This is a genomic window from Sporolactobacillus putidus (genome assembly GCF_014647035.1).
In the GTDB taxonomy this organism is placed as follows: domain Bacteria; phylum Bacillota; class Bacilli; order Bacillales; family Sporolactobacillaceae; genus Sporolactobacillus; species Sporolactobacillus putidus.
Genome location: NZ_BMOK01000001.1, coordinates 151,505 through 172,833, shown reverse-complemented (window position 1 = coordinate 172,833; position 21,329 = coordinate 151,505). Strand labels below are relative to the sequence as shown.

At 45.3% G+C, this 21,329-nt stretch carries 22 protein-coding genes; 13 read left to right on the top strand and 9 right to left on the bottom strand.

Annotation, left to right across the window (positions count from 1 at the left end):
• The first annotated feature begins 39 nt into the window (after positions 1–39).
• Positions 40–357: a hypothetical protein gene (locus IEX81_RS00915; RefSeq protein ID WP_188800894.1), complete on the top strand. Its 318-nt coding sequence runs from the start codon at positions 40–42 to the stop codon at positions 355–357.
• A 377-nt stretch (positions 358–734) separates the two neighbouring features.
• Here IEX81_RS00915 and IEX81_RS00910 read toward each other — a convergent pair whose 3' ends face one another.
• Entirely contained in the window at positions 735–1,352 is a 618-nt protein-coding gene (locus IEX81_RS00910; RefSeq protein ID WP_188800892.1) for an FMN-binding negative transcriptional regulator, read from the bottom strand.
• 121 nt (positions 1,353–1,473) lie between these two features.
• Here IEX81_RS00910 and IEX81_RS16655 point away from each other — a divergent pair, with 121 nt between their 5' ends.
• The 3 genes from IEX81_RS16655 to IEX81_RS00900 all read left to right on the top strand — a co-directional run bounded on the left by IEX81_RS16655 (position 1,474) and on the right by IEX81_RS00900 (position 4,239).
• Entirely contained in the window at positions 1,474–1,602 is a 129-nt protein-coding gene (locus IEX81_RS16655) for a hypothetical protein (protein WP_268239283.1), read from the top strand.
• A 388-nt stretch (positions 1,603–1,990) separates the two neighbouring features.
• A complete protein-coding gene (locus tag IEX81_RS00905; protein ID WP_188800890.1) occupies positions 1,991–2,803 on the top strand; it encodes an acyltransferase family protein in 813 nt (270 codons plus the stop codon).
• A gap of 986 nt (positions 2,804–3,789) precedes the next feature.
• The gene (locus tag IEX81_RS00900; RefSeq protein WP_188800888.1) at positions 3,790–4,239 is read left to right on the top strand and encodes a hypothetical protein; all 450 of its coding nucleotides are present in this window, start codon (positions 3,790–3,792) and stop codon (positions 4,237–4,239) included.
• A gap of 180 nt (positions 4,240–4,419) precedes the next feature.
• Here IEX81_RS00900 and IEX81_RS00895 read toward each other — a convergent pair whose 3' ends face one another.
• Both IEX81_RS00895 and IEX81_RS00890 read right to left on the bottom strand, forming a co-directional pair.
• Positions 4,420–5,061, bottom strand: coding sequence for a superoxide dismutase (locus IEX81_RS00895; RefSeq protein WP_188800886.1), 642 nt, complete (start codon positions 5,059–5,061; stop codon positions 4,420–4,422).
• A gap of 279 nt (positions 5,062–5,340) precedes the next feature.
• Complete coding sequence (locus IEX81_RS00890; RefSeq protein WP_188800884.1) at positions 5,341–5,514, bottom strand: hypothetical protein; 174 nt, start codon at positions 5,512–5,514, stop codon at positions 5,341–5,343.
• Between the two features lie 108 nt (positions 5,515–5,622).
• Here IEX81_RS00890 and IEX81_RS00885 point away from each other — a divergent pair, with 108 nt between their 5' ends.
• Entirely contained in the window at positions 5,623–5,916 is a 294-nt protein-coding gene (locus IEX81_RS00885) for a hypothetical protein (RefSeq protein ID WP_188800883.1), read from the top strand.
• A gap of 103 nt (positions 5,917–6,019) precedes the next feature.
• Here IEX81_RS00885 and IEX81_RS00880 read toward each other — a convergent pair whose 3' ends face one another.
• From IEX81_RS00880 to IEX81_RS00860, 5 genes are all read right to left on the bottom strand, one after another.
• Complete coding sequence (locus IEX81_RS00880) at positions 6,020–6,142, bottom strand: YjcZ family sporulation protein (protein ID WP_188800880.1); 123 nt, start codon at positions 6,140–6,142, stop codon at positions 6,020–6,022.
• A 103-nt stretch (positions 6,143–6,245) separates the two neighbouring features.
• Positions 6,246–6,704, bottom strand: coding sequence for a CBO0543 family protein (locus IEX81_RS00875; RefSeq protein ID WP_188800879.1), 459 nt, complete (start codon positions 6,702–6,704; stop codon positions 6,246–6,248).
• 427 nt (positions 6,705–7,131) lie between these two features.
• A complete protein-coding gene (locus IEX81_RS00870) occupies positions 7,132–7,512 on the bottom strand; it encodes a hypothetical protein (RefSeq protein ID WP_188800877.1) in 381 nt (126 codons plus the stop codon).
• A 686-nt stretch (positions 7,513–8,198) separates the two neighbouring features.
• Positions 8,199–8,846, bottom strand: a complete 648-nt coding sequence (locus tag IEX81_RS00865) for a TIGR01906 family membrane protein (protein WP_229727414.1) — start codon at positions 8,844–8,846, stop codon at positions 8,199–8,201.
• 176 nt (positions 8,847–9,022) lie between these two features.
• Positions 9,023–9,457 carry a CBS domain-containing protein gene (locus tag IEX81_RS00860; RefSeq protein WP_188800875.1) on the bottom strand — a complete coding sequence of 145 codons (435 nt, stop codon included), beginning with the start codon at positions 9,455–9,457 and terminating at the stop codon, positions 9,023–9,025.
• 372 nt (positions 9,458–9,829) lie between these two features.
• On the opposite strand from IEX81_RS00860, the gene IEX81_RS00855 reads away from it, so the two are divergent.
• Entirely contained in the window at positions 9,830–10,993 is a 1,164-nt protein-coding gene (locus IEX81_RS00855) for an iron-containing alcohol dehydrogenase (protein ID WP_188800872.1), read from the top strand.
• A 162-nt stretch (positions 10,994–11,155) separates the two neighbouring features.
• On the opposite strand, the gene IEX81_RS00850 is transcribed toward IEX81_RS00855, so the two are convergent.
• Entirely contained in the window at positions 11,156–12,385 is a 1,230-nt protein-coding gene (locus IEX81_RS00850; protein ID WP_188800870.1) for a DNA polymerase IV, read from the bottom strand.
• Positions 12,386–12,583: 198 nt separating this feature from the next.
• Here IEX81_RS00850 and IEX81_RS00845 point away from each other — a divergent pair, with 198 nt between their 5' ends.
• From IEX81_RS00845 to hemA, 7 genes are all read left to right on the top strand, one after another.
• On the top strand, positions 12,584–13,639 hold the full coding sequence (locus IEX81_RS00845) for a tetratricopeptide repeat protein (RefSeq protein ID WP_188800869.1): 1,056 nt from the start codon (positions 12,584–12,586) through the stop codon (positions 13,637–13,639).
• Between the two features lie 206 nt (positions 13,640–13,845).
• Positions 13,846–15,171 (top strand): trigger factor, encoded by a 1,326-nt coding sequence (gene tig, locus IEX81_RS00840; protein WP_188800867.1) that lies wholly within the window; start codon positions 13,846–13,848, stop codon positions 15,169–15,171.
• A gap of 180 nt (positions 15,172–15,351) precedes the next feature.
• The gene (locus IEX81_RS00835; RefSeq protein WP_188800865.1) at positions 15,352–15,489 is read left to right on the top strand and encodes a hypothetical protein; all 138 of its coding nucleotides are present in this window, start codon (positions 15,352–15,354) and stop codon (positions 15,487–15,489) included.
• A gap of 261 nt (positions 15,490–15,750) precedes the next feature.
• Positions 15,751–17,025, top strand: a complete 1,275-nt coding sequence (clpX, locus tag IEX81_RS00830; protein ID WP_188800863.1) for an ATP-dependent protease ATP-binding subunit ClpX — start codon at positions 15,751–15,753, stop codon at positions 17,023–17,025.
• A gap of 184 nt (positions 17,026–17,209) precedes the next feature.
• Positions 17,210–18,928 (top strand): ATP-dependent protease LonB, encoded by a 1,719-nt coding sequence (gene lonB / locus IEX81_RS00825; RefSeq protein ID WP_188800861.1) that lies wholly within the window; start codon positions 17,210–17,212, stop codon positions 18,926–18,928.
• A gap of 203 nt (positions 18,929–19,131) precedes the next feature.
• Positions 19,132–19,716 carry a ribosome biogenesis GTP-binding protein YihA/YsxC gene (yihA, locus tag IEX81_RS00820; protein ID WP_188800859.1) on the top strand — a complete coding sequence of 195 codons (585 nt, stop codon included), beginning with the start codon at positions 19,132–19,134 and terminating at the stop codon, positions 19,714–19,716.
• Positions 19,717–19,909: 193 nt separating this feature from the next.
• Positions 19,910–21,265, top strand: a complete 1,356-nt coding sequence (gene hemA / locus IEX81_RS00815) for a glutamyl-tRNA reductase (protein WP_188800857.1) — start codon at positions 19,910–19,912, stop codon at positions 21,263–21,265.
• Positions 21,266–21,329 lie beyond the last annotated feature (64 nt).

The following is a 21,329-nucleotide window of genomic DNA, read 5'->3' as shown; positions in this document are numbered from 1 at the left end:
AAATTTAGTCTTAATACCCAGATTACAAGGAGGGTAGCAATGATCTCTTATGAAGGAAATGTAGTCAATGAAGCGCTCGAATTTATTAGAATTAACTTGCACCTGCTCGGCGAATTTAAAAGCTTGTTGCATGAACGAGATCAAGAAAATGTTTATCAGAAGACGACCATTATTGGAACCAACAATACTCTTGTTGTTGAGGGTAAATTAGGTCATGGTCATAACGCAGCTGGACCCAGTGCTTTGATAGAAGTATTGGAACTGTTAGGATTAAACGAAAAAAATGAAGATAAATGGTTGGTGCATGCCTGTGATGATCGGCCTGGTATCAAAATAGATTATGTTAAAAAGAAATGATGAATGCTTAAATAGTATTGGATAAGGCATCCGGAAGGGTGCTTTTTCTGCAAAACAAATAGATCAGCATTCGGAGGTAAGTGTCACGCAGCATGGCTAAATCAAGATTTTCACTGCTGTTCTTTATATTTTTCGATGACCAGTCAGGCTCCTTTCAAATGGAAAGTCTGATTATTGGTTGGGCATTAATTCCTTAAGCCGTTAAGACCAATCCATGGCTAGTCACGGATAGAAACATAATAAAAGCTAAGAAGTGAAGAAACTTTCTCGTCATCCTTGATCCCTTCAAGTAATAAGTGCCTGCTTCGATGACTCCCTGGAAATGAAAAGAACTCTCGCACTAACCTTCGCTTTATTATGAATAAAGGCCTATTTGCTCAATTAAACTTTTTTTCCAATATTTCCTTCATAAAATGTGCAATTTTTCGATCATCTTCGTTCGCAGATTGTTCTAATTGCTGAATAACAAGTTCCCGGCGTTCAATTGAGTGATTTTGGCTTAGCTTTGCTTTACCTTCAATTTTATTAATTTTTATTTTGAATCCTACAACCCCTTTGGTCATGCCCTCTATAAAGCGAGAATCCACTTGGTCGAATTGATATGAACTGTTTGGTCTTTCATATTTTACGACCATATCGCTTAAGGAATTCATTAACTCTTTACCCTCTATGATCTCAACCTTGCCGTATACATGAACAGCAACATAATTCCATGTAGGAACGGCTCGATCGGTTTCATACCAGGAAGGGGATATATAACAATGCGGACCATGAAAAACAGCAAGGACTTCTTGATCCTCTAGGTCTTTCCAATGCTCATTTGGCCGCGCAAAATGTCCATACAAGCAGCTTTTTTCTTTATCCAAGGTCAATGGTAGGTGAGTGGCACAGGGATGCCCTTGATGCTCGGAAAATAGCGTAGCGAAACCATTTTCATTAATAATGTCATAAATGACGTTTTTATTGTCAATTTGAAAGTGCTTTGGAATATACATACAATTCCTCCTTTTATATATCTGAAATTGTTTGTCTTCGAATATAAGATTATTATTACGTCTGTTGACCTTTTAAAAGGTACAATTTTAAATAAATTAACATGTCAGAAGGAGATTTTAAATGAAGAATACCATTTTTGCATTTAAAGATAACTCCCTACCTAAAATAAAACAAATATATGAACGGTTTAAAGCGTTTATTGAGAAGGGTGACATACATGCCAATGAGCAATTGCCTCCCATCCGTTGATCCGATAATCTGCTTAGGAAAAATCCAGCTTCAAGACTTTATATCAGAAACGGTCCTTGTACTGCTTTCATTTATCGTATCCTTCTTTTCTAAAAGGCTCCAGTTCCGAATAACGTCGAGTTGAGCTTAAGTGTTACTGAGAAAAAGAGAAAATAATTTTAATAGAGTATATTTATACTAATATTCTGATAAATTCATGCCAACATCCGGCTTTTGTAAGGCTTATGCAGCAGGTTTTCAAGGTAGCTGTACAGAGATTAAAATCAGTCGTAAACCTTTTGTGACCTACTGCAGCTTAAAAAATTAATTTTCACGAGAAAATATTGGCCCACTCTAATTTTAGAATAGTTATAATATCAGTATGAAAGAAAAGATTTGGAGGAAGCCAATGTTAAAGATTAACCTTCTGATTATTTTTATACTGGTATTATTTCTCTCTTTTTTATTGCCGTTTAAAGACACCAAGAAGTTGAATTACTCTTTTATGTCTATGTCCCACACCAATATTGTAAAAGGGATAGGAATTATACTCATTGTGATTCACCACATCGGACAAGTCTACGCCATACATCTGACTGACCAGATTGGGCCACTTGGTGTGTTTTTATTTCTTGCTGCATCCGGTTACGGCATCAATGAGAGCTTCAAGAAAAGAGGGCTCGATCATTATCTCATCAAGCGGATTAAAAAGGTGTTTGTTCCGTACTGGGTACTGATGATATTCTTGATAGGCATCTTTATGATAAGCGATTTTCCCGGGATATTAGAAATTGCACAACAGTTGTTGATGATCCACCTGTTTACAGGATTCTACTGGTTTTTACAACTGATTGCCGTTTGGTATATTGCCTTTTTTGTCACAGGATTACTAATTCAAAACAGTGCAATAAGGACCACGCTCCTTTTCGCGGCTGGCATTCTGATCACATGGTTTAATTTGGACAACCAGTTATTTTCGTTTCAGATTTTTTCGTTTCCATTTGGTGTACTAATTTCAAACTATAAAGAATGGTTTCAAAAGAGATTGTTTAATAAGCCAGTCATTTTGGTTTTGATGCTTGCTATCGGTATTGCGGAGGTGCTTTTACTCAGAAATCCGACTTTTGACAGCCATTATTTGACTGCATTCAATTTTATCGCAATGCAGGTCATTTTCAACTTTTCGTTTGGGATGTTTCTTTTGTTTATATCATATATATAAGCACATTCTAAAATTTACCAAGATCATCATTTTTGCCAGTTCAATCGCGTACGAGATATATTTGATTCATCCGCTGTTCTTGAATATGGTGAATGATCAGCATAAGCTGGTTATGATCGAATTTATCGTTGTAATCGTAGCTCTGGCTTATGTGTTGAATAGAATCGTTTATTTAGTCGAGAACAAATTGCCTTATCGATCATGGATGATTAAGAAGAGCTAATGTTTGTTTATATTAAGAGCCTTTCGGGACTCTTTTTTATGTTTCAAAAAAAGAGATGATTCGCTTCCAGACCCGAGAAGGTTGTTTTTACACAGGCTGTTACAATATATTCGAAGTGCTGTTATATCTGAGTAATATTAGTTTGTTACTCTTTTAGAGTAGCAGTGGCCTTTATGAATATCACCCCCATTCTTTTGAGCCCTTTTTCGGGCTCTTTTTCTTATTCCCCTAATCGAAGTGAATCCAGTTCCTACACTTTAATCGATCGAGGCAAATGGATTTAAGTACAGACACTTTAAATCCGGCCTCAAGCCAGATAAAACGTCATGAAAAAAACGGCAAGCGAACAATACCCATTTTATTGTGTAGAACGGGCACATTAGATTTCAAATTACTTTTTTCGACATATATCATAGTGGAAAACCTTTTATTGTTTGGAAAAAAATAAAACGCGGGTGTTGTCTATGTATAAAGTTCTGAGAATGATACACCTTACCGCCGGATTAGTCGGTTCTTTACTCGTCTTACTCCTGTCCATAACGGGAATTCTACTCAATCATCGTTCTCTTATCGGTTACTCTTCGAATACCGCTATGAGGTTGCAAGAACTTATTTTTGCCCTGCATTCCGGAAATGTTGGAAATACGTCATTTGTTTGGCTTACCGATTTAGGTGCAATTTGTATGATTGTACTGAGTATTTCAGGTATTTGGATGTGGGTAAATATAGTGTTAAGAATCAAGAAAAGAAGAGGAAAATTAAAATGAATAACAAAATAATTACAGCGATGATTGGAGTCATTATGGTTCTTTTTCTTACAGGTTGTGGAACATCGCAAAACAATAATGCCGCACAATCCGCAACAAAGGATTCGATGAAAGGGATGTCAATGGGCGGCAGTCAAAAGCCTTTGTCCAAAGCCTTTCAGGATGAACTTGATGGCTTTACAACAATTGAGCAAGACATTAAAAAAGCAGATTTTAAATCGGCTGTATCTCTTGCAAACAATCTTCATGATGAATTTCATGCCGTTATTCTCCCACCATTGAAAGCAAAAAAAGGGGAAAACGATGCTGAAGCTATTCATGGAAAATACGATGAGCTTCAAGATGCTATTACGAATAAAAACAATACAAAAATTACAGAACTCATCAAAGTAAATCGAGATAATCTTAAGACCGCAGCTCAAGTTCTGGGTGTGCCTTTAAAGTAGTGTCAAGAGATATTTCCATCTAAGCATAATAAAAATCGTAAAAAAACCCGGTCATTGACTGGCGATACATAATGATTTACAATGGCCGATTAAAATTTGTGTTTTTTTAAACGCTCTATGCCTGATCATCTGAACTTTGTAAAGGCGTCTTTTGGGGGCCTGTTTTATTTTATCCGTTCTTTAAACGTTTCCAGATATTCTGGATTGGTTAAGTACTTTGTCATATCTTTTAGAAACAAAATCCCAGTTAAAGAGGTGGAAAACATTTTTAATGTATTCCGGTCTTCTGTTTTGATACTTTAAATAATAAGCATGTTCCCACACATCGAGACCTAATAGTGGTATTTTTCCAATCATCACGGGATTGTCTTGATTGTTCATACTGGTCACTTGTAATTTTTTTTGCCGATTTAAAACAAGCCAAGCCCATCCAGATCCAAAATGATTGGCTGCGGCATCTGAAAGTTGCATCTTAAACGCTTCAAATCCATTCAGCTCATGCTCAATCGCCTTTTTTAAGTTGCCGACGGGCTGGGTTGAGCCGCCGGGAGTCAATATTTTCCAGAATAGGCTATGATTATAATGGCCTCCGCCGTTATTTTGTACCTTTGTTCGAATATCTTTCGGAAGTGCGCGTAGATTGGACAACAACTTTGTTAAAGACAGGTTGCTCAATTCAGGGTGACCTTCCAATGCGGCGTTTAAGTTATTTACATAGGTTTGATGATGTTTGGTGTAGTGAATGATCATGGTTTCTTTATCGATATACGGCTCCAAAGCATCGAAAGGAAAACCAAGCGGCGGTAAAACAAACTTGCTCATAACAACTTCCTCCTATTTTTGACTGTCTTGTTTTATAGGTATTCTCTTAAATCATCACCTTATTGTATATGCAGCAGTAGGGTTCAATGACCCAAAAAATCCCTGCGTTTAGAGCACAGGGGAAACAAAGGAAAATTAAGATATTATTGAGCAGTTTTCTTGTCTCGTCGACTTCGTATAAAGGATGCTTGATTAGCTACATGAAATCCTTTTTAGCATGCAAAACAAGCCCCAGCCTTTCAGCATGGGGCTTATTTACATGGTGGTGTTCTAAAATGATCAACCCTGAGGATTGAAGGCTCCAGCAATCTGCTGCGCCGTTCTACCCATTTGATTCATCGGCTGCTGGGCCCACTGAGGCAAATTATTCTGACCATTTCTAAACCATATAAAAGCTGCGGTAACTGCTCCACAAATTGCTAAAAACGGCCAAAAATTATTACCATTTCTCATGTTGATTTTCACCCCCAAAGTTATTTTGGTTTATGTAACAAAAAAAGATGTCATGCAAAAAAAGGAAATTGTGCATCATAAATGTGTTGCGAATAACAGGCCAGCATTGTGGAAGCATATGAGCAGCGGATCATTCGTCAGGTTCCTGGTCTCATACAGGAATTCGTCGCTCCGACAGAAGATAATCGCCCAGTAATCAGAGCTATTCGCCCTAAGGCAGTGAATTATCGCCCCAAATTTGTCCGGAATCGCCCCGTTCAGACGGAGAATCGCTCCGACAGGAGTGAATTGCCCAGTAATCAGAGTTATTTGCCCCAGGACAGTGAATTATCGCCCCAAATTTGTCCGGAATCGCCCCGTTCAGGCGGAGAATCGCCCCGACAGAAGATAATCGCCCAGTAAGCAGAGCTATTTTTAATGATCAAAAGGGCACCTGGTTCGGGGTGCCCTTTGCTTAAAGGAGGTGAACAGCTGAAAATAGGTTTGGATTTGTCGGTGTTCGTTATTAATACCAGAACGTCGCGCCGATAATTATCAACAAGATAAACAGGACAATGAGCAGTGCGAATCCGCTTCCGCTTCCGTAACCATATCCGCATCCGTATCCATCGGCAACAGGAGCTCCCATTAGCGACACCTCCTTCTCTTACATGTTGATGTAGTATATGAGCGGATGGACGAAAGCGGAATGATTAATACGCCCATTTAGCGGGCAGAAGGTTGATGCGGCGTCATTTGCTTAAGGAGATGATCTTTCTTACTAATGTTAAATTCAAGAGCAGAATTATAAACAGAACGGGATACACAATCGATGAATACCAAAGTTTCCAGCCGGTGTAGTAAAAGATGCCTGTTTGGACGGTCAGCCATTCATACGCGGTTGCAAACGCGGAAAAACCAACAAAGTAAATGATTTTCTTGAAAATGCCGGATTGTGCTGGAAAAAAGTTCAGATAAATAATGTTGATTGACGGAAAGACAATGAAGAACACAAGCAATGCTTCGAAGTCGACACTTTTACGGGAAAAATAGCCGTATAAATGATACTTAAACTGCAGAACATAATCGGTCGTCATCTGAAGAATGATCGTTCCAAGCGAGGTCGAATAAAATTCGATTATCGTCAGCCTTTTCGGCATGAAAACAATGATAAGAAAAAAAGTGATCATGGTAACAATGAGAAGAATCATTATGTAAGTCACCTTGCCTTTATTCTGCAAAATGGTTATGTCCGTAAAAGTTCCAAGGATTATGAGCCGGATTCGAGCGATTAAAGACGAAAGAGCGCGATTGCATGAGCGTGAAAACAAACAATGGATCCTGCATCATTAAGAACAGTCCTGAAGTCGGTTACGACAATAAAATTGTACGAATCCGATCAGCATCAGCCGGAATACACTCCGGAATTTATCCCTTTTAACGCTGTGCTTTAATAACATACACATTTTATTGTTGTTGATAAGCTGGTAAAAAATACATGACCATGGAAAATCATTGGTGTAAATGGACTGCGAATAAAGCTGCCCGCACAGTTTGCCGTGCTCTCCCGGAAATCTGCTTAGAAAGCGGGACATAATGAAAAAAAGCCCGGGTTTCCGGGCGATACATAATAGTCCCTTAAATAAAGAAAAACGGAAACAAAAAGGGTGTAATGAAAGGAAATCTGAAAAAAGGAAAGGGAACGCGAAAAGGAGAAAAACGGAAGAATCCGGGAAAACGCCCGAACTGTCTGGTATCTCCTTCTCTTATATGATCATCTTTTTCTACAACAAGGATGGTCACGGATTCATGATCAACGCTTAAAATGATCCCTTCAATGACTCTTCCGTCTTTTAAATGCCCCATAACGTAATAGTTAATGTGTTTTTCACACAAATCTTTGATCTGTTTATGGTCATGGTGGTGATAATGGCTCGGATTTTCTTCCATCGGATAGTTAGTGGGGTAATTGCTGGTTATATCCCGATAATCATAAAACTGGCCGGCTTCTTGATTCATTTTCACATTCCTCCTTTGTCATGAACAGGGTATTCACCCAGGCAGAAATGTGTTCTTTAAAAAACGCTCTCTTTGGGTTCGGAATTCGTGCGCATTGGTTTTTCATCTACCATAAGTCACATAAAGGGGGTCAGCGGGCCGGCCGGCATTTTTAAGTATTTTTTAAGAAAAATGGATTAATCTGAGAGAGCCTGGTAAGGCAAATCATGTCTCTTTTTATTTTAAGCCTCTTTTTTTTAGCCCTCAGCCTGGGGCTTTTTTTTTGAGTACCCCTTTAATTCATACAGATACTGATGCTCATGCAGGCACTTCATGATTTACCCACAGGATTGTTCTGATTTTTCACACTTATTGATTCTAGGTCGTTTACTGTCGATTCTTTGCCATTTACTGCTGATTCTCAACCCTTTACTGTCGATTCTCTGCTCATTACTGACGATTGTCCGGCTGTGTGCTTCTGTGAACACATGGAAATAAGCTTTTCAGCCCGTTTTTTCATAAAATAGCTTCCGATTACTGAGCTGATTGTTAAATGGGCTCAATTGTTGTCGAATGAAGAAAAAAATCCGTCATATTTTTCATCGGTTTGTTTCATCCTTTGAGCTCTAACATGAGCTAGCAGTACAATCAGTTTTTTTTTTTAGAATATGATCAGCGTGAAGAATGTGCGGTTGTCTCGGCAGTGATCATCCGCGTGTTCTCCGGGTTAATTTTCTGTGGGCGATCATAAGTAAAACGACAGCGGAGAGAATCAGCCCGAGAACCATCATGGCTGCATGAAAGAAGAAGGCTTCAGGCAGAATCGTGATGACCGGATCCGTCGCGGCGTTAAAGATCCAGTAATTATTTCTGAAAAACAGTTTGTGAAAGATTATGAACGAATCGTTAAAATCCAAGGAAAAAGCGGTCAGCGGAATAATGGTAAAAAGAATCAGTGCAATCGAAGTCGTTTTTAAAAAGTGAAAGTCTTTATTCCTGATGTTGAAATAAAGGCCTGCGGCCCCTGCGATGCCTGTAACAAGCAAAAGAATGTCGATCCATGTAAAGATCCTTTTTACATCCTCAAAATGAATCCGCCCATGCTGTGAATAGGGGAGCGACGGCAGATGGAAAGCCTGCGGGATCGGGTTCAACAAATAATTAATCATGTAATTATAGTTCTCGACAATTCTTATCTGGCTGAGATTCGACTGTGCGGGGATGTTCAGGTACTGAATGTCGAAATAGTAGAGCGGTTTGAACAGGAGCGTCAGCTGAACGGCGAAGCATATCAGAAACAGGGCGAGAAGCAGTGAGAGTCCGGTCTGAATAAATCGGTAACTTAGAAAAGGCAATTTGAACACATCCAATGTCGATTTTTTGATCATGACATTCATTATAATGGATTTATGTAAAAAAAAGATGAAGAACATTTCTTGAAGAGGGTAGAAAAAACTGATCATCTTCCGAATGACGGAAGATGATCAGTCGCCAGCCTGCTTTTGGATCATTTAGCCGCTTCGTGCCGTTTTCACACTTTAGCGCCTGTATCTTGCTTACTCATGTTTTTCATTAGCCGGGACAAATACGCAATGATGTCTCTTCTCTTGATAATTCCTATGAATATCCCGAAGTCGTCTACAACGGGAACGAAATTTTGCGAGAGGGAGGTGTCGATCATATTCTCTATTTCGTCGTCTACCGAGATCGTCTTTACTTCGGTATATAAGGGAACGTCTTTCAGCATGATGGATTCGGCGTGCCTGAAATCAAGATCGCCACTGTTTTTCAGCTTCCATAAAAGATCGCCTTCGGTCAGCGTGCCGACGTAATTTCCTTTTTTGTTTAAAATCGGAACGGCTGTATAGCGATGGTGTTCCATTTTTTCCATAGCCTGTCTCATAGTCCAATAATCATACACGTATTTGCATTCACTTTTTGGCGTGATGAAAAAAGCGACATTCATGTTGTGAGCTCCTTTCAAGACTGCTAAATATTTTCATGCATCAAATGATATCGAAATCCACGGCAGGAAACAGGCCGCATAGAATCACTCTGCGCCCGTGTCATTCCCGCAGAATTCAGTGAATCATTTGTTTTTCACGAAGCTATCGTACTCCTGAAATGGACCGCTGTAAAGGGAAAACAGTGCCGGGAATCCGCAATATTTTGTCAAACCGGAAAGATGGCGGAGCCTCCGCATGGCTGTAAAATTCGCCGGCAGGCCCTCAAAAGTACACCGGGAGTTCAAGTATAGTATAATAGGCAGGCAGGGATCATTTTGTTCGGCGGTTTTCCTGAGAAAATTCCTAAACTTTATTTAGCGAGGCGATGGAACATGGATAATTTCATTTTTCACAATCCGACGAAGCTGATCTTCGGCAAGGGACAGCTGGAGCAGCTGAAAACTGAGATTCCGAAATACGGCCGAAAAGTGCTGCTCGTTTATGGCGGCGGAAGCATCAAACGGACGGGCCTTTATGATCAGGTGAAACAGATTCTTGACGGTCTTCATGCCGAGACCTATGAACTCGCCGGCGTTGAACCGAACCCGCGGCTGACCACTGTAAAAAAAGGAATTGATGTCTGCCTGACAGAGGATATCCAGTTTTTGCTTGCGGTCGGGGGCGGCAGTGTCATCGACTGTACAAAGGCAATTGCCGTGGGCGCGAAGTTCGACGGCGATCCGTGGGAATTTGTGACGCGCAAAAAACCGGTTTATGACGCTCTTCCGTTTGGGACGGTGCTGACATTGGCGGCAACCGGTTCCGAGATGAATCCCAATTCGGTAATTACAAACTGGGACACTCACGAAAAATATGGGTGGAGCTGTGCCTATTCCTATCCGGCTTTCTCCATCCTTGACCCTGCTTTCACATTTTCTGTGCCGAAAAATCAGACGATCTACGGCATTGTCGATATGATGGCACACGTTTTTGAACACTATTTTCATCAGACGGGACACACGCCGCTGCAGGACCGCCTGTGCGAATCCATTCTGCAGACGGTGATCGAGACGGCGCCGAAGCTCGTGAACGATCTTGAAAACTATGAGCATCGCGAGACGATTCTTTACTGCGGGACGATGGCGCTGAACGGTATGGTGTCCATGGGGTTTGCCGGAGACTGGGCGTCACACAATATCGAACACGCCGTCTCCGCTGTCTATGATATTCCGCATGGCGGCGGGCTGGCCATTATCTTTCCAAACTGGATGAAGCACAATCTGGAAGTTAACATCGGCCGTTTCAAACAGCTTGCTGAACGCGTCTTCCACGTCGATCCGCAGGGGAAAACGGATCGCGAGATTGCTCTTGAAGGGATCGAAGCGCTGCGTTCGTTCTGGACAAGTATCGGTGCACCAAGCCGCCTCGCTGACTATGCTATTGACGGCAGCAGAGTTGATTTGATGGCCGAGCGCGCAATGGCAAGGGGCGAATTCGGCCAGTTCAGGAAACTGAACAAGGAAGATACGCTGGATATTCTCCGCGCATCGCTGTAAATCCGAAGAGAAAAGCTCCGTTTGTCCGGTGTTTCACAGAGGACAGGCGGAGTTTTTTTAGAACCGGTTCGGAGGAATGCCGTGCTGTTCGGGCAGAGTCCCGGTGTTTACTACGTCTTTCAGCTTGAAAGGGTGCGCGCCGGCAGGGTTCCCAGTGCCGGTTTATCCCTTGTAATGACCGCCTATCTTATTTGCTCGCGCCTGAAGCTGGCTGGACGGCATCAGTGAGGATCCCCGAAAAATGGCTGTTTTTCCGTATCTTCGATAGATGGTGTCGACGGCGGCGCTCAGTTTTTCTTTTTCCTCGAGACGCGCAAACAGATCAAGCTGGTAGCTATCCGCGGGCTGCAGGGCGGACAGGGTGACAGCGGCACTGCGCACAGGCTGCCTGTCCCAGCTTTCGGTGAACAGGCGGTCGGCCGCCCGGTAGATATCCATGCCGAAATTGGTCGCAAAGGGCAGCTTTATTTGCCGGTGAAAGCCGGTGTGCCGCTCGAAAACGCCGGATACGCCGACGGATACGACATGGCCCCTGTACTTCTTTGCCCGCGCCCGGTAGGCGACTTCCTCGCTGAGTTCCAGCAGGATGACACGGATGTCTTTAATTTTCGCATAATCGTAGGGCAGCGTCATATGGTGGCCGATCGCTTTTTGTTCGCTGAATGTTCCCGGAGAAACGGGTGAGGTGTCGATACCTCGGGCAGTCATCCACAGCAGCTCGCCGTTCACGCCCCACCTTTTCCGCAGAAGGTCGATCGGAAAATTGGCCAGGTGGCCGATCCTGCGGATGCCCATGCCCAGCAAATGCTGTTCCATGCGATGCCCGACACCTAATAGTTCGCCGATCGGCAGCGGCCAGAGGAGCTGCTCAAGATTGTCCCGATTCAGTTCGAAAATGCCTGATACGTTGTGTTTTCCGAAATGATCGCAGGCCATTTTCGCCAGCACCTTATTGGGGCCGATGCCGATTCTGGCAAACACGCCGGCTTCGTCCGCTATCGATTGCTGAATGTGTTCGGCCATTGCAAAAGGGGATTTGTAGAAGTGCAGGCTGCCTGTTACATCGACAAACTGCTCGTCGACAGAATAAGGCTCGACAAGATCTGTAAATTGCTCCAGAAGACGGGTCACCTGAACAGAGACGTCGATGTAATGCTGCATTCTCGGCCGCCGGATAACCGCATGCGGACACTTTTTCAGCGCCTGGCCGAGCGGTTCCGCTGTCGTGACGCCAAAATCCTTGGCCAAAGGGCAGGCCGCGAGCACGATGCCGCTTCTTTGTTCCGGGTCGCCGGCCACGATCAGCGGTTTATTTTTGAACTCCGGATGATCGGCTTTTTCGCATGAGGCGTAAAAGGTCTGCATATCGACGAGAAAGATCACGCGATCCATTGGTGTCCCCCCCATTTTTGAATATCTGATTTCATTATACACGAACATATGTTTTTTTATTTGTGGAAAATAAAAACATATGATTATCCATCCCGCTCATCTCAGTCGGTCCAATGCGTCCCTGCTCTCTAATCGTTGCTAAGCCGGGGCGAAACTGATATTCTAAAAGCAAAGACCAACGGAACGGGACGGGAAAGAATGAAGAAAAATGGAAAACCGGTTCGCCGAGAGGGAAAAGTGGTCATGCTCCCGGATTTGGAAAGCAGGCTTCTGAATAAGGCGATGTCACTGGTCGAAGAAAAAAATTATGGTGAGGCCCGTCCCTTGTTTGGCAAGCTGTTGGAACTGGATGCCGGCGATCTGAAAGGCCTGTACGGCTGGGCGATTTGTTCGGTCGAACTGGGCGATTATCATCAGGCCGAGGAAGCCGTCATACAGCTGCTTGAAGGGGGCGCCCCTCACTATGACGACGTGTTCCGTTTGTATCTGACCATATTGATAGAAAAAAAGGATTATCAGGGCGCGCTCGATAAAATCGATCAAATGAACAGCCGAAAAGATCTCTCCGCGGATACAAAAGAATTTCTCCGCCAGATGAAGCGGTTTTGCGAGCTTCGCATCAACGAGCCGGGACAGGTCGCTGAAACGCCGGGGAGGAAGCGGCAACCGCATACGAACGGGAGCTCGCGGGACCTCCGCTCTTCAGAACCGATCGACTGGCCGGCGCTTGAGAAGGCGGATCCAAAAACTCAGATGCTACTGATCAGAAAACTGGCCGGGCGGCTGAACAATGAATATTTGCCGCGGATGAAGCAGTTTCTGCTTGATGAAAAGCAAAACCCGGAAGTTAAAACCATGCTGATGTGTGTGATTAAGGAAAACCATCTGGCAAGCCAAATCAAGGTCAGCAAATTTGGAGAAGTATACCATGTGACCTTCGACAGCCAATTTCTTTATAAAGAATTCGCCGATCAGATTGAAAAGCAGATCGAGAGCGTGCTCAGTTCTGAAAACCCTACCTTAGCGGACTTGGCTAAAAATGTCGGACGATTCTTTACAATGAATGCCTATCCAAAACCGCTTGATCCTCCGTCAGCCAAAGTATGGGCCGCCGTTTTTTCCATCCGTGCCGCCATGGCCGGCGACATTGAATGGGAGGAAGACCGGATCCTTGATCTGTTTGATGTCTCCAGAAAAGAGTTTCAGGCTGCCGTCAGGACTGTCAGGGAAATCGAGGTCCGGGGAACGTGGTAGAGAATCCGGTAATAAATTTGGCATAAATACGTTTTTCACAAATGACTCTTATGTTATAATATGATGGTTGTCATTGATTTGCAGAAAAAGGCAGACCGGCATTCCCATGCCTGCGGGCAGAGGCAGTGCGCGAAAGTTTGTACGGCAGACCAGACAAAAAGCCGTGTTGCAAAAAGTATGAAGATAGATGTTGGAGGTAAGAATAAATGACTGTAGAAGCAAAATGGGAAAAAAAAGAAGGCAATACAGGCACACTGACCTTTGAAGTGGATGCCGACAGCTTTAACCAGGCGCTTGACAAGGCTTTCAAAAAAGTCGTCAAAAAGGTGAATGTTCCCGGTTTTCGCAAAGGCCGCGTGCCGCGGGTGCTGTTTGAACAGCGTTTCGGTGTTGAGGCGCTGTATGAAGACGCGATCGATTTTATTTTGCCGGACGCTTATTCCGCAGCAATTGATCAGACGGGTATCGAACCGGTAGATAAGCCGCAGGTGGATGTGGAAGAGATCGGCAAGGGAAAGAAACTTGTGCTTAAGGCGGACGTGACGGTCAAGCCTGAAGTCAAGCTGGGCGATTATAAAGGCCTTGAAGTGGAAGAAAAAAGCACGGAAGTCACGGATGAAGATGTGGCTCATGAAATCAAGCATCTGCAGGAACGCTACGCTGAACTTGTCGTCAAGGAAGACGGCGAAGTGGAGCAGGGCGATACGGTTGTCATTGACTTTGACGGATATGTTGGCGATGAGCCCTTTGAAGGCGGCAAAGCCGAGAACTATTCTTTGGAAATCGGTTCAGGTTCGTTCATCCCGGGCTTTGAAGATCAACTGGTCGGTCTGAAAGCGGGCGCCGAAAAGGATGTTGTTGTGACCTTCCCCGAGGAATACCATGCTGAAGAATTAAAGGGCAAGGAAGCAACTTTCAAAGTCAAGGTTCATGAAATCAAATCAAAGCAGCTTCCGGAACTGGACGATGAATTTGCCAAGGACGTCGACGATGATGTTGAAACCCTGGACGCGCTTAAAGAAAAGATTAAGAATCATTTAAAGGAACATAAAGAATCGGACGCGGTAAACAGCAAGCGCGACAGTGTTGTAACCCAGGCGGCTGACAATGCTGAAATAGATATCCCTGAAGTCATGATTTCCAGTGAACAGGACCACATGTTGGGCGAATTTGAACAGCGCCTGAAAGCACAGGGTATGACAATGGAAATGTATGCCAGCTTTTCAGGCCAAGACAAAGACGCGCTGCGCAATCAGATGAAAGACGATGCTGAAAAGCGTGTGCGTGCCAATCTGACGCTTGAGGCTATTGCCGATGCGGAAAATATTGAACCGACGGATGAAGAAGTAGAAGAGGAACTGAAAAAAACGGCTGAAACATACAAACTAAGTGTAGATCAGCTGAAATCGGCTCTCGGCAATGAAAATCTGGTCAAAGAAGATGTCCGGCTCCGAAAAACTGTCGATTTCCTTGTTGAAAACAGCAAACCGAAAGCGGCAGAAGCAAAAGAAGAAACAGAAGAAAAAGAATAAGAAGACATACTGAAAATAAATAATCATAAAATGGGTGGACAGGCATGAATCACGGCGTCTGTCCACTCATCATTATCAGATAAGGATACACGCATGTTTGACGTTTGATTCAGGATCATGCCCAAAATATAGTTGTATATTTGTCCTAAAAGGCATATGGCTTATCGGGAGAGTTTTTTTATGTTACAATGCGTACATAAAGAATTTGTAATAAAAAAACTCGCCGACTGGCGGGACAGCGGCCGGGAACGTGAGTGTCTGCCGGACTTTGAACGGGATACGGTCCCGCCTCCTGTTTCAGGGTGCGCCATTTGCTGACCGGCAGGCTACGGAAGGGTTCAGAAACCGGATGCGGCGGCCGGGACGGCAGAATGACGAATAAACGAAACAGAGCGGTCGGCACCATCTGTCTGTTCACAGGGAACCGGGTATGGGCTGCCCGGTCGGTTCCCCGGCACGAAAAAGGAAAGAATAGTCGAATGAGGAGACGGCCTGCTTCAGACGAATGACTACAGTTGGCCGGATGCTTCGCTCTTGTCTGGAGTTTCGATGAAAGATAGAATGAATAGGGGTGAAAACATGTTCAAATTTAACGAAGAAAAAGGACAATTGAAATGTTCTTTTTGCGGAAAGACTCAGGATCAGGTCCGCAAGCTTGTCGCTGGACCGGGCGTCTACATTTGCGATGAATGCATCGAGCTATGCACGGAAATTGTAGAAGAAGAACTGGGCACGGATGAGGAAGTTGAATTCAAGGATATTCCAAAGCCGCAGGAAATTTGCGCCATTCTGGAAGATTACGTCATTGGGCAGAATGATGCCAAGAAAAATTTGTCTGTAGCCGTTTATAATCATTATAAAAGAATTAATTCAAAACAAAAACCGGACGATGTCGAGCTGTCCAAGAGCAACATCATGATGATTGGCCCGACAGGAAGCGGGAAAACGCTGCTGGCCCAGACACTTGCGCGCATTCTGAATGTGCCGTTCGCGATTGCCGATGCCACTTCGCTGACGGAGGCAGGCTATGTCGGCGAGGATGTGGAAAATATTCTGCTGAAACTGATTCAGGCCGCGGATTATGACGTTGAAAAAGCGGAAAAGGGAATCATCTACATCGATGAGATTGATAAGATCGCGAGAAAATCGGAAAACCCGTCAATTACAAGAGACGTGTCCGGTGAAGGCGTTCAGCAGGCGCTGCTCAAAATTCTTGAGGGGACGGTAGCCAGTGTTCCGCCTCAGGGCGGGCGGAAGCACCCGCACCAGGAATTTATCCAGATCGATACCACCAACATCCTGTTCATTTGCGGCGGCGCCTTTGACGGTATTGAACAGATCATCAGGCGTCGTCTTGGCAAAAAGGTGATCGGTTTCGGGGTCGGCGCAAAGAATCAGGAAATGCAGCGCGGCGACGCCCTGAAGCATGTGCTGCCGGAAGATTTACTGAAGTTCGGCTTAATTCCTGAGTTTATCGGCCGTTTGCCGGTCATCTCGACATTGAATCAGCTCGATGAAGATGCGCTGGTTGATATTTTAACCAAGCCGAAAAACGCATTGGTCAAACAGTATAAAAAACTGCTGGAACTCGACGATGTTGAGCTTGAATTCACGGAAGACGCACTCCGTGCCATTGCCGAGCTGGCTATTGAACGCAAGACGGGTGCACGCGGTCTCCGTTCGATTATTGAGAGCATGATGCTGGACGTGATGTTCGAATTGCCTTCCCGTGACGACATTGAAAAATGTGTCATTACGAAAGCGACGGTTGACGGCAAAGAGCGGCCTACCCTGCTTTTGAGCGATGGGTCAACCGTTGCCAAAAACATTGAGTCGCCGAAAGAAAGCGCCTGAAACTTAGCCTGAGTGAAAGCTTAAGGGGTGTTTTTCCGAAAGTTGGAAAAACACCCCTTTTTATTATTCACTTTTGTTTATCTCCAGCCGGGCTTGGCAATACTGGCCATTAAAAGAAGCGGGAACGGCTGTTCAGCCGGCGAGCGGCCGGGCAGCTCTCTCTTGCCGGGAGGCTGGTAGACAGATGAACTGGATGGTTTTGCTGATCTTTACTCAAATTTTTTTCGGTGCTATCATCGGGCTGTATTTTTGGAATTTGCTGCACAATCAGCATGTACAGAGAATTTCTATCGATAAAGAATCCAAAAAAGAACTGGAACAACTCAGAAAAATGAACAGCCTATCATTGTCCGAACCGTTGTCTGAACGCATACGGCCGAGAACAATGGAGGATGTGATCGGACAGAAAGACGGGATTCTGGGGCTCCGAGCGGCCCTCTGCGGTGCGAATCCCCAGCATGTGATCATCTATGGACCGCCCGGGATCGGCAAGACGGCGGCCGCGCGTCTTGTTCTCGAAGAGGCGAAGCGGAATCCGGATTCTCCTTTTAAGAGCTCGGCGCCTTTTGTTGAACTGGACGGAGCAACGGCCAGATTCGACGAGCGGGGCATTGCCGACCCGCTGATCGGCTCCGTGCATGATCCCATCTATCAAGGGGCTGGAGCACTGGGGCAGGCCGGTATTCCCCAGCCGAAAGAAGGGGCGGTCACCCATGCCCACGGCGGCGTTCTCTTTATCGATGAAATCGGAGAACTTCACCCGATTCAGCTGAATAAATTGCTGAAAGTGCTGGAAGATCGTAGGGTGTTTCTTGAAAGTGCTTATTATAGTGAAGAAAACCGTCAGATTCCGAACTACATTCATGAAATTTTTCAGAAGGGCCTTCCTGCCGACTTTCGGCTGATTGGAGCGACCACCCGCCGTCCGGAGGAGATTCCGCCTGCAATTCGCTCGCGCTGTCTCGAAATCTTCTTTAATGAACTGAGCCATCCGGATATTCAACTGATTGCTAAACGCGCAGCGGACAAACTCAATCTGGAAGTGCCGCAGGTTTGTCTGGAAAAAATAGCGGAGTACGCGAAAAACGGCCGTGAAGCCGTCAATATGATGCAGATCGCAGCCGGAATGACGATCGCTCATAATGAAAAGGCGCGGAGAATTGGTCTGGCTGAGATCGAATGGGTAATCAACGCCAGCCGGCTGGTGCCGAAACCGAACCGCAAAGTTCAGGCCAAGCCCCAGATCGGTCTGGTCAGCGGTCTTGCCGTCTACGGGCCCGGACGGGGCGTGCTTCTCGAAGTTGAGGCTGCCGCCGTGAAAAGCCGTCACGGCGGCAGCGTGACCATTACAGGAATCGCCGAAGAAGAGACGATGGGCTCGTCGGGACGATCGATCACACGAAAAAGTATGGCACGCGGTTCAGTTGAAAATGTGCTGACGGTTTTAAACAGAATGGGTTTCTCAGCTTATAAGTACCATATTCATGTCAACTTTCCCGGCGGGGCACTTGTCGATGGTCCGTCCGCCGGCATTTCAATGGCGGTGGCGGTGTGCTCGGCTATTCTTCGGCGCAAGGTTGATTCCGGAATAGCGATGACGGGTGAACTGGGGCTTCACGGACAGGTTAAACCTGTCGGCGGCGTGGCGGCCAAAGTCGAGGCTGCTGCCGAAGCCGGCGCAGGACGTGTCATGATACCGAGAGAAAACATGCAGGAATCACTGAAACATAACGAGAAAATTGAAGTGATTCCTGTCGACACGCTGCGAGAGGTGCTTGAGCTGGCCCTGCTCCCTGAGGAAAATGCAGGGGACGGACAGGAGAGTCCTTCATTTTCAACTGCGCTGCTTGACCGGTCGCTTTCCGCACGATCCGCATCTTCGAGAGTCCGAAAAGACAGTTAACAGAATCCAGATGCCTCACGGCTCATATCAGACGTTTTACCCGTTTCATGGACAGCTGAAATCACTTGCGATAAAATTGTTGCAGATGCAATTTATATCGGACGTGAAGAATCGCTGTTTCCTGTGAAGGGGCGATGACCATCGTTCATCGCCCTTTTTGTGTTTTTTAGTGAAAAATGCGTTGGGCGGAAGGAGGAAAAGTTTTGAAAATCGGACAAGCGGAATATATCATCAGTGCGGTCGGGCCGGCACAGTATCCCACGGACGGACTGCCCGAAATTGCGCTGGCCGGCCGTTCAAATGTCGGCAAATCTTCTTTTATCAACAAAATGCTTGGCCGGCGCAGTCTGGTCAGAACCTCTGAGAAACCGGGGAAGACGCAGAAACTGAATTATTTTAAAATAAATGGATCTTTTTACTTTGTCGATGTGCCGGGGTACGGTTACGCGAAAGTGTCAAAAAAAGAAAAAGAGGCCTGGGGAAAGATGCTTGAAGCTTATTTTTCACAGCGGAGCGAATTGAGCGCGGTCGTTCACCTTGTCGACCTGCGTCACCCGCCGTCTAAAGAAGATGTGCAGATGCATGATTATCTTGACTATTTCGGCCGTCCTATCGTCACGGTCGCAACAAAAGCGGATAAAGTACCGAAAGGGAAGCATCAGAAACAAAAGCAAATGATCATTCATGATTTGGGCCTTGGGGCTGACGAGCCTTTGCTCCTCTTTTCATCCGTTACCGGCGCGGGAAAAGACGATGCATGGCGTATACTTGAACCATTTCTCAAATAAATCATTGCGTTTACTGTACGATAAGGTCTTTGTTTGAACTTTTTGTGAAATATACGGTAAAATGAGTGGGTGTAAGCGCGGATCTTTGATTTTGTAACACTGAACTGCTATCTTAAGGTAAGACAGTTACTTAACATCTCAATCAGATGTTTTGCCGCATAATCAGGAAGTAATGAATAGCGGGGGGAGCTTGATGCATATTCTGGCAGTTGGAGTGAATCATCACCGTGCTCCGGTCAACGTCAGGGAAAAACTGACATTGACGGCATCGGATCTTGAAGAAACTCTGACAAAACTGAGGGATACAAAAAGCATCTTTGAAGATGTGATCGTCTCAACTTGCAACCGGACGGAATTTTATGTGGTTAGCGATCAGCTGCATACCGGCCGTCATTATACGAAACAATTCTTCGCGGACTGTTTTCATATTTCCCGTGAGGATCTTTTGCCGTTTCTGTTTGTAAAGGAAGATCGGGAAGCTGTCAACCATTTGTTTCGGGTCGCGTGCGGGCTGGATTCTATGGTTCTCGGCGAAACGCAGATTCTGGGGCAGGTGAGGGACGGCTTTCTTACGGCGCAGAAGGCGGGGACAACCGGGACCTTTTTTAACGAATTGTTCAAAGAAGCGGTGACCGTTGCAAAACGTGCCCAGGCCGAAACGCAGATCAACGATCATCCTGTCTCTGTGAGCTATGCGGCAGTGGAACTGATCAGGAACACGTTCGGACCACTGGAAGATAAAGAGATACTGATGATCGGAGCCGGTGAAATGAGCAGATTGGCGCTGAAACATCTGGTCGGCGGCGGCGCCTCGCATATTACGGTTGCGAACCGGACAATGGAGAAGGCAGTAAGTCTGGCGGGACAATACGGAGGCAGAGCCGTCCCCTTCGAATCACTGAGCCGATTTATGGATCAGGCGGATATTTTGCTCACCTCGACGTCTGCCCCTGAATTTATTTTGTCACAAAACGATGTCTCAGATGCCGTCGCCAGGCGCGGCGGGAAGCCGATTATCTTTGTCGATATTGCGGTTCCGCGCAACATCGACCCGCGCGTCGCACTACTCGACGGTGTGTACCTCTACGACATTGACGACCTGGAAAATATTGTGGCGTCAAATCTGGAAGAGCGGAGAAAAGCGGCCCTGCTGATCGGACCTATGATTGATGAACAGCTGGACAAATTCGCCGGATGGCTGCGGACATTGGGAGTCGTTCCCGTGATCACCGCTCTCCGGAACAAAGCGCTTTCCATTCATTCGGAAACGATGAAAAGCATAGAGAACAAATTGCCTGAGATGACGGAACACGAACGCAAAGTGATCAGCAAACACGCGAAAAGCATCATCAATCAGCTGCTTCGTGATCCGATTAATAAAGTCAAGGAATTTGCCGGGGAAAAAAACGGCAAGGAGGTCATGGATCTTTTTATCGACATCTTCAATATTGCAGATGAAGTAAGCGGCGAGCAGGACAAGACACCTTTCGCCGCGTCCGTGCCCAAAAAAGAAAAGCCGGAGCGGCAAATGCTTGGAACGCACACATGAAAATTGTAGCAGCGCCTGCACTGCTTACGGTTAAAAATATTGCCGCCTGCCCTTGCGCGGGTCC